Here is a 6,680-nt window from a genome sequence, read left to right on the forward strand (position 1 = left end):
CAACTCAAAAAGTTATTATTTAGTTCTTAAATTAGATAATTTTAGAGTTAAACCAGAGGAAAATTATATTTCGTGGTTGCTATGAATAATTCAGGAAAAAAGAAGTAAAAGCACTTGATTCTGATGTGCTGCTGCAGGTATTTATTACACCAACCTGTCCTTATTGTCCACGAGCGGTTAGAGTAGCTCATCAGATGGCAATGCTTAATCCAAAGATTAAAGCTGAAATGGTAGAGGCGATGGAATTTGAAGAACTTTCAGCAAGCTTTAATGTATCAGGAGTACCAAAAACTGTAATTAACTCCGGTGCTGATGAGCAGGTTGGAGCAGTTCCAGCGAAAACTATTTTAAAGAAAATTCAAAACCTAGCTGTAGCAGCCAGCTAAAATAAAGAATTAAAATAATGGTACCAGGTACAAAAAAGCTTTTTTGTACCTGGTACCAATTAATAAAGGACCAATTAATAAACAAAGCAAATATTTAACAAACAGGAGGAAATTCAATAATGAGCAAACCAATTAAGGTAACAGATGGAAACTTCAACACTGAGGTATTAAGTGCTGATAAAAAGGTATTAGTAGATTTTTGGGCAGAATGGTGTGGACCATGTAGGATGGTAGCCCCTGTAGTAGAAGATATTGCAGCAGAATACGGTGATAAGATTAAGGTAGCAAAGTTAAATGTTGATGAAAATCAATCTACCGCTTCTCGTTACGGTATTATGAGCATTCCAACAATGTTAGTTATGGAAGATGGTAAAGTTATAAATAAATTAGTTGGTTATATGCCTAAGGATAAGCTTGTAAGTAAATTGAACTTAAAATAAATTTTCTTTATTTTTAAAGTCCTCTCTTTTTGTTTTAGAATAAGAAGAGGGGATTTTTATATTTTATTGCAGATAACCCTGTAAAAATATAAAGTTTTGTGATAAAATTAAGATTGATTAAAAAAGGAGGGTTATCAGTGCAGCGTTTATTAATAATATATACCCCTGATGACGATTTAGAAGAGATTGCAAAAGGGATTAAAGCAGGGGCAAAATCACAGGGATTTAGAGTAGATATGAAAAACACTAAAGATATTGGGACCGGTCTTTCTTTTTATCCATATGATTTAATAGCAGCAGGTAGTCCTACGAAAGGTATTTTTAAAGGGAAAATAGATAACTCTTTAAACAAATTTCTTGCTGAGGCAAAAAGAACTGGTGGTAAAGACGCTATAGCATATGTTAAACCTCGTTTTTTTGCTACAAATAAAGCCTTGAAAAAAGTAATGGCAGCTCTTGAATCCCAGGGCTGTATAGTTAAGAATTTTAAGGCAATTAAGGACCACCGTTCAGCAGTAGAATTTGGTAAAAATATTAAAATATAGAATTTAAAAACCGCAGTTAAAATTTGGGCTGTGGTTTTTTCAAATTATAAAATTTGGAGTGAGTTAATAGAAGATGAGTAAAAATGTTTCTATTAAATTAGAAAATGTACAGCAAATAATTGATGATCAAGAAAAACAGCAGATAAACAATAGTTATCAGGGTGAGTTTTATATTAAGAATGATAAATTATATTTGAGTTATGCAGATAATGCCGAAGGAATCGATGGTTCTAAAACTATTGTTAAAATTGATCCTGAGCGGGAGCGGGTTTTACTTTTGCGCCAGGAACCAGCAGCTATGAAGCAGGATTTTGTCTGTGGGGAAAAACAGGCAGGGTATTTTAAGACTGCTTATGGTGAAATTAAAATGGCAGTTAAGACAAAGAGATTGGAAATGGAGATCAGCGAAAAATCTGGACTGATTCGAATAAATTATCAGGTCTTTTTAGGTGGAGAATTAAATGCTGAACACCATTTAAAAATAAATTATAAAATATTAAAGTAAACTTAATAGGAGGTTTATTGTTTTGCAGAAAAATTTACAGGCCGCTGTAGAAGCTGAGCTAATCAGTTTTCTGGTCGAAAGTGTTAAAAAAGCAATTTATGATGGAGAGCTGGACTTGGAAATGGTGCCGGAAGTTTCAATTGAGGTGCCAAGAGAAAAGGGACATGGAGATTATGCAACTAATCTGGCTATGGTCTTAGCCGGACAAGCGGGAATGAATCCGCGCCAAATTGCAGAAATTATTGTTGATAATTTTGAGAGTGAAATTGTAGATGAAATAAGTATTGCTGGCCCGGGATTTATTAATTTTAAACTTAAAAATGCCTGGCTCTGGCATAATTTAAAGATTATCACCAAAAGAGCAGAAGATTATGGTAAAATTGATTTTGGTAAAGGAAAGAGAGTTCAGGTAGAATTTGTTTCTGCTAATCCAACCGGCCCTTTACATGTAGGTCACAGTCGAGGAGCAGTGGTTGGTGATGTAACTGCTGCAATTATGGAAGCTGCAGGTTTCGATGTAGAAAAAGAGTATTATATCAATGATGCCGGTAACCAGATGGATATTTTGGCTGAATCAACTCTTTTGAGATATCGTGAACTCTTGGGTGAAAAAATTGAAATGCCTGAGAATATTTATGCGGGTAATTATATTATAGAAATTGCTCAGGACTTATATGATGAGTATGGGGCAGAGTTAATGGAAAAAGAAGAGTCGGCAAGGCTTGAGATTTGCCGTGAATATGCCTATCAGGAAATGCTAAAAAATATAGAGCATGATTTAGCAGAGTTCGGGATTGAGTTTGACAGCTGGTTTAGTGAGCGGACTTTACATCCTGATAAAATTCAGCAGGCCATTGATCTTTTAAAAGAAAAAGGGTATATTTTCGAAGAAGAGGATGCTCTCTGGTTTAAATCAACTGACTTTGGTGATGACAAAGATCGAGTTATAATCAAGTCAGATGGCTCTCCAACGTATTTAGCTGCAGATATGGCTTATCATTTAGATAAATTAGAGCGGGGATTTGATAAATTAATTAATGTTTGGGGGGCAGATCACCACGGTTATATTCCAAGAATGAAGGCTGTAATTGAAGCTTTTGGTTATCCAGCAGATACTCTGGAAGTAATAGTGGTTCAGATGGTTAATTTACTTCGTAATGGTGAGAAAATGCAGATGTCTAAAAGAGCTGGCAGTTTCGTTACCATGAATGAGGTAAATCAGGAAGTTGGTACAGATGCTGCTCGTTATTATTATGTGATGCGCAGTACTGACAGTCATCTTGATTTTGATTTGGAACTTGCCAAAGAGGAATCAACAAATAATCCTGTTTATTATGTTCAGTATGCTCATGCCAGAATTCACAGCATTTTAGATAATGCTGCGCTTGAGGCTGATGCTGAAAATCTTGATTTATTAACTCACGAAGCTGAGATTGATTTAATGAAGATGCTGGCTAAATTCCCGGAAGAGATAAAGATGATTGCAGAGTCAAGACAGCCACATCATTTAACAACTTATGCTTATGACCTTGCGACAGCCTTTCATTCATTTTATAATAATTGTCGTGTGAATACAGACAGTGATAAATTGGCAAAAGCCAGATTATATTTAGTCAATGCTGCCAGACAGGTATTAAAGAATGTTCTAACACTGCTTGGAATTAGTGCACCGGAGCAGATGTAATAAGAATTTATAAATTAAAAGCGGAGGAGATAATAAAATGACTAAGTATATTTTTGTGACAGGAGGAGTAGTTTCTGCTCTTGGTAAGGGAATTACTGCAGCTTCCCTGGGCCGCCTGCTTAAAAGCAGAGGCCTTAAAATCAGTATTCAGAAATTTGATCCTTATATAAACTATGATCCAGGGACCATGAGTCCCTATCAGCATGGTGAAGTTTTTGTAACTGATGATGGTGCGGAAACAGATTTAGATTTAGGTCACTATGAACGTTTTATTGACACTAATTTAAGTCAGAGCAATAATGTAACTACAGGAAAAATTTATGGGTCTGTAATTCAAAAAGAACGTCGTGGTGATTATTTAGGAGCAACAGTTCAGGTGATTCCACATATTACAGATGAAATAAAAGACAGAATTACTCGAGTTGGTCGTGAGACTAATGCAGATGTAGTTCTAACCGAAATTGGTGGTACAGTTGGTGATATTGAAAGTCTCCCCTTTTTAGAAGCCATTAGACAGCTAAAAAATGATTTAGGTCGGGATAATGTTCTATATATCCACTGTACTTTAGTGCCATATCTAGCAGCAGCTGGTGAATTAAAAACTAAACCAACCCAGCACAGTATTAAAGAGATGCGCAGTATTGGAATTCAGCCTGACATAGTTGTCTGTCGTTCAGAAAGAGAACTAACTCAGGAAGTTAAAGACAAGATTTCACTTTTCGGTAATGTAGAAAAAGAAGATGTTATTAAACTTGTTGATGCAGAACATATTTATGAAGTGCCATTGATGTTAGAGAAAGAAGGAATGGCCGAAAATGTTATTAAAAAATTAAAATTACAAGACCGTGCCCAAAAAGCCGACCTCAAAAAATGGATTGAGCTTGTCGATAAAATTAAAGATCGTGACCAGCAGGTTAAAATAGGTATAGTCGGGAAATATGTTGAACTGCCGGATGCGTACATAAGTATTGCTGAATCATTTACTCATGCCGGAATTGCTAATAACTGTGAAGTTGAAATTGAATATATCTATGCAGAAGGTATAGATTCTTTCGCCCAGGCTGAAAAAGAGTTGGCTGACTTAGATGGTATTCTAGTTCCAGGTGGCTTTGGAGATCGAGGAATTGAGGGTAAGCTGAAAGCAGTAGAATACGCCCGCAAAAATAAAGTTCCTTATTTTGGGATCTGTCTCGGTATGCAGTGTGCGGTAATTGAATTTGCCCGCAATGAATTGGATCTTAAAGACGCCAACAGCAGTGAATTTGATGAAGATAAGAAGGAACCTGTGATTGCACTAATGCCTGACCAGCATGATGTTGAAGATATGGGAGGAACAATGCGCCTTGGACTTTATCCCTGCAAATTATCAGAAGGCAGCCTCAGCCGCAGTTCTTATCAGAAAGAAGTTATTTATGAAAGACACCGGCACCGTTATGAATTTAACAACCAGTATCGTGAACAAATTGAGGCTGCTGGGATGGTCTTAAGCGGTCTTTCGCCAGATGAAAGGTTAGTAGAAATAGTTGAAATTCCAGATCATCCTTGGTTTGTAGGTGTTCAGTTCCACCCAGAATTCAAATCAAGACCAAATAGACCACATCCGTTATTTGTAAGCTTCATTGAAGCAGCTTTAGCTAATAAGGAGTAAGGGGGAAAAAATATGGCAGAGGACTTGGTTAAATGTGACTTTGATTCTCCAACAGCCATTGTCAGCATCAATCGTCCGGAAGTTTTAAACGCTTATAATGAAGAATTATTAGATGAATTGTATCAAACTTTGTCAGACGTTTTTTCAGACGATAAAGCTGCCGCAGTAATTTTAACTGCTGAAGGCAATAGGGCTTTTTCTGTTGGGGGAGATATTGATTATTTAGAACAGCTGGATAGTGACCAGGCTAAAATGTTATCTCGTAAAGGCCAGGGTTTATGTGATTTAATTGAACAAAGTGACCCTGTTGTTATCGCAGCAGTTGATGGTTATGCACTCGGTGGCGGAATGGAAATTACTTTAGCCTGTGATTTAAGGCTTGCTTCAACTCGTTCTCGCTTTGGTCAGCCGGAAGTTAAACTTGGTATCATACCAGCTTTTGGAGGGACTCAGCGTCTGCCGAGATTAATTGGAGATGCAGAGGCTAAAGAGCTATTATACACAGGAGATATAATTGATGCAGCATTAGCTTATGAGCTGGGATTAATTAATAAGGTAGTTACCCCTCGAACTCTGCTAAAAGAAGCAAAAGAACTTGCTTTAGAAATAACTAACCGCTCTACTAAGGCTGTTAAGTTAATTAAAATTGCTATTAATAAAAAGTATACAGAGGCTGAAAAAACTGGCTATGAATATGAAAGTGAAGCCTTTGCTGAATGTTTTAAAACTGAAGAACATCGAGTTAGAATTAGAGAAATTAAAAAAATAATTAAAGAAGATAATTAAAGAATACTTTCCTTAAGCTAATTTTTTAGATTCAAAAAAGGGTTTTCAGAATCAATGAAGAATAATTAGGTTAAGGAGGTGAAGACCTGGTCTCAAGTTTGCAGGCTGGGATAAATAATGTTAATTAATCTTTCTACAACTATCGCTTTAAGCTGTCCTGCCTGTGGTCGTCTGGAAAAGGATGAGATTAATATTTTTGAGCTGCCGGTAGGCAAATTAAAGCAGTTAAGCTGCAGTTGTGGGGCGGAAAAAGCTTCAATTAAAAGAATAGATAATTCTAGACTGCAGATTAATTATTTTTGCTTACACTGTAATAAAGCTCATAAAATTAAAGTATCAAATCATAAATTCTGGTATTCAAAAAAGTTAATTTCTCTTTCCTGTAGAGAGACCGGTCTTAACCCTGGTTTTTTTGGTAGATCTGCTTTGGTTAATGAAGAAATCAAAAAAGAAAAGCAGGAATTAGAATTAATAGCAGCCGAGTTAGGTTTTGATGAATTTAAAAATCCAGATGTAATGCTGCAGGCATTAGATTTTATTCATGATATTGCTGAGGAAGGTGCCTTGAGTTGTGAATGCAGTAATGATATCATGATTTGACCACCAAAAGACAGCGTTTTAAAAATTAAACAGACAGATTATTGGCAGGTATATTAATTTTAAAGTTAAAAAATAATATACTGACA

At 35.9% G+C, this 6,680-nt stretch carries 7 protein-coding genes and 1 pseudogene; all 8 read left to right on the plus strand.

The window, feature by feature from the left end:
* Positions 1-104: 104 nt before the first annotated feature.
* Positions 105-386: pseudogene (locus C7954_RS13085) on the plus strand (thioredoxin family protein); the annotation flags it as partial.
* Between the two features lie 119 nt (positions 387-505).
* A complete protein-coding gene (gene trxA, locus C7954_RS13090; RefSeq protein ID WP_073158527.1) occupies positions 506-826 on the plus strand; it encodes a thioredoxin in 321 nt (106 codons plus the stop codon).
* 137 nt (positions 827-963) lie between these two features.
* On the plus strand, positions 964-1,371 hold the full coding sequence (locus C7954_RS13095) for a hypothetical protein (RefSeq protein WP_073158529.1): 408 nt from the start codon (positions 964-966) through the stop codon (positions 1,369-1,371).
* A gap of 73 nt (positions 1,372-1,444) precedes the next feature.
* Positions 1,445-1,876, plus strand: a complete 432-nt coding sequence (locus C7954_RS13100) for a YwiB family protein (protein ID WP_089722889.1) — start codon at positions 1,445-1,447, stop codon at positions 1,874-1,876.
* Between the two features lie 22 nt (positions 1,877-1,898).
* Positions 1,899-3,560 (plus strand): arginine--tRNA ligase, encoded by a 1,662-nt coding sequence (gene argS, locus C7954_RS13105; RefSeq protein WP_073158535.1) that lies wholly within the window; start codon positions 1,899-1,901, stop codon positions 3,558-3,560.
* Positions 3,561-3,597: 37 nt separating this feature from the next.
* Positions 3,598-5,208: a CTP synthase gene (locus C7954_RS13110; protein ID WP_089719556.1), complete on the plus strand. Its 1,611-nt coding sequence runs from the start codon at positions 3,598-3,600 to the stop codon at positions 5,206-5,208.
* Between the two features lie 12 nt (positions 5,209-5,220).
* Positions 5,221-5,994 carry an enoyl-CoA hydratase/isomerase family protein gene (locus C7954_RS13115; RefSeq protein WP_089719554.1) on the plus strand — a complete coding sequence of 258 codons (774 nt, stop codon included), beginning with the start codon at positions 5,221-5,223 and terminating at the stop codon, positions 5,992-5,994.
* Positions 5,995-6,111: 117 nt separating this feature from the next.
* Positions 6,112-6,594: a hypothetical protein gene (locus tag C7954_RS13120; protein ID WP_243833700.1), complete on the plus strand. Its 483-nt coding sequence runs from the start codon at positions 6,112-6,114 to the stop codon at positions 6,592-6,594.
* Positions 6,595-6,680 lie beyond the last annotated feature (86 nt).

Origin of the sequence: Halanaerobium congolense, from assembly GCF_004366375.1 — a bacterium.
GTDB lineage: Bacteria > Bacillota > Halanaerobiia > Halanaerobiales > Halanaerobiaceae > Halanaerobium > Halanaerobium congolense.

What these genes read in the sequence shown, in the direction of transcription:
- trxA (WP_073158527.1), top strand. Translation starts at nt 506, where the DNA reads ATGAGCAAACCAATTAAGGTAACAGATGGAAACTTCAACACTGAGGTA.
- C7954_RS13100 (WP_089722889.1), top strand. Translation starts at nt 1,445, where the DNA reads ATGAGTAAAAATGTTTCTATTAAATTAGAAAATGTACAGCAAATAATT.
- C7954_RS13110 (WP_089719556.1), top strand. Translation starts at nt 3,598, where the DNA reads ATGACTAAGTATATTTTTGTGACAGGAGGAGTAGTTTCTGCTCTTGGT.
- C7954_RS13115 (WP_089719554.1), top strand. Translation starts at nt 5,221, where the DNA reads ATGGCAGAGGACTTGGTTAAATGTGACTTTGATTCTCCAACAGCCATT.
- C7954_RS13120 (WP_243833700.1), top strand. Translation starts at nt 6,112, where the DNA reads ATGTTAATTAATCTTTCTACAACTATCGCTTTAAGCTGTCCTGCCTGT.